This window comes from Hoeflea sp., assembly GCF_984452065.1.
In genome coordinates, this window is record NZ_CFHWAF010000246.1 from 1 (window position 1) to 1,918 (window position 1,918).

The 1,918-nt window shown below is 64.0% G+C and carries 2 protein-coding genes and 1 pseudogene; all 3 read left to right on the plus strand.

Translation table 11 applies throughout. The features are described 5' to 3' along the window. Positions 1-41: 41 nt before the first annotated feature. A pseudogene (locus AC5E6N_RS24010) lies at positions 42-266 on the plus strand (D,D-dipeptide ABC transporter permease); the annotation flags it as partial. After that, on the plus strand, positions 263-1,096 hold the full coding sequence (locus tag AC5E6N_RS24015) for an ABC transporter ATP-binding protein (RefSeq protein WP_491750175.1): 834 nt from the start codon (positions 263-265) through the stop codon (positions 1,094-1,096). The pseudogene AC5E6N_RS24010 and the gene AC5E6N_RS24015, both read left to right, overlap by 4 nt. Continuing rightward, positions 1,093-1,827: an ABC transporter ATP-binding protein gene (locus AC5E6N_RS24020; protein WP_491750176.1), complete on the plus strand. Its 735-nt coding sequence runs from the start codon at positions 1,093-1,095 to the stop codon at positions 1,825-1,827. The genes AC5E6N_RS24015 and AC5E6N_RS24020 overlap by 4 nt, the downstream gene beginning before the upstream one ends. Positions 1,828-1,918: the final 91 nt, after the last annotated feature.

Sequence of the window (1,918 nt, forward strand, 5' to 3'; positions counted from 1 at the left end):
GCCTGTGACAGCGCATCGTCGCGCGCCTGCGCCGCGACCTGGCCCTCTTCCTGACCGCCGCCGGCCTCGGATTCCTCGGCCTCGGCGCCCAGCCACCGACGCCGGAGTGGGGTGCCATGATCTCCTCCGGGCGCAAGTTCCTGCTCGATCAGTGGTGGGTCGCCACCATGCCCGGCTTCGCCATCATTCTGGTCTCGCTCGGCTTCTGCTTCCTGGGCGACGGGCTGCGCGACGTGCTGGACCCCAAACAGGCGAACAAATCGTGACCCCGCTCCTCGACATCGAAAAGCTCAGCGTCACATTCCCGACGTCAAAGGGCCCGGTGCGGGTGGTCGACGATATCTCCTTCACGCTCGGCCGCGAGCGGCTCGGGATCGTCGGCGAAAGCGGCTCCGGCAAATCCATGACCGGACGGTCGATCCTCCGGCTGATCCGCCCGCCGGGACAGGTCACCGCTCAAAAAATGCTGTTCGACGGGATCGATCTGACCACCCGGAGCGAACGGCAGATGCGGAACCTGCGCGGCGCCCGCATATCCATGGTGATGCAGGATCCGAAATTCTCGCTCAATCCGGTGATGACGATCGGCGCGCAGATAACCGAAGCGCTGCGCGCCCATGGCAATATCTCACGCGCCGAGGCCCGCGAGCGGGCTGTCGAGATGCTGCATGCGGTGCGCATCGACGACCCCGCCCACGTGACCGATCTTTACCCGCACGAGGTATCCGGAGGCATGGGCCAGCGGATGATGATCGCCATGATGCTTATCCCGAAACCCGACCTGCTGATCGCCGACGAGCCGACCTCGGCGCTCGACGTCAGTGTCCAGGGTCAGGTTCTCGATCTCATTGACGAACTGGTCACAGGCCGCGGCATGGGGCTGATCCTGATCAGCCACGACCTCAATCTGGTCAGCCGTTACTGCGACCGGATACTGGTGATGAACGCCGGCAAGATCGTCGAATCCTGCGCCGCCCGCGATCTCAAAAACGCCTCCCACCCCTATACGAAGGGGCTGCTGGCTGCCATCCCGCGCATGCACGAGACTCGTGATGAATTGCCGGTCCTCGACCGCGCGGCCTGGGGCGGCACATGAGCGCCATCACACTAAGGAAACTCGACATCTCCTATGGCACGAGACAGGTGGTCTCAGGCGTCGACCTGGAGGTGGCCGAAGGCGAGAGCTTTGCCCTCGTCGGCGAAAGCGGCTCTGGCAAATCGACCGTCCTGAAATCCATCGTCGGGCTGGCTCCGGACTGGACCGGCGAGATCAGGGTGTTCGGCAAGGACCGGGGCCACCGGACGGATCGGGCGTTCTCACGCACCTGCCAGATGGTCTTCCAGGACCCCTATGGCTCGCTGCATCCGCGCAAGACCGTCGACACGGTGCTGTCGGAACCGCTGGCTGTCCACGGACTTGCCGACCGTGACGCCCGCGTCGGCGAAGTGCTGTCCCTCGTCGGGCTCGACCAGCGCTTCCGCTACCGCTTTCCGCACCAGCTTTCCGGCGGCCAGCGTCAGCGCGTCGCCATCGCCCGCGCCCTCACCCTGAAACCGAAGATCCTGCTGCTTGACGAACCCACCAGCGCGCTCGACGTCTCGGTCCAGGCCGAAATCCTCAATCTCTTGAAGCGGCTGCGCAAGGATCAGGGCCTGACCTATCTTCTGGTGACGCACAACCTGCCCGTCGTCAGTTTCATGTGCGATCGCATGGCCGTGATGAACAAGGGCCGCATCGTCGAGATCGCGCCGGCAAGCACATTGCACACCGGCGACTTTTCCGATTCGTATGCCCGCCACCTCTATGCGGCCAGCGGCGGCGCCTGACGGACAGGCTCCGATCCCGGTCCGAGAAACCGACACATCCAGCAATGGCCATAACTTGACTAGTCAACTGATTAGGCAAGTGCATTTATGA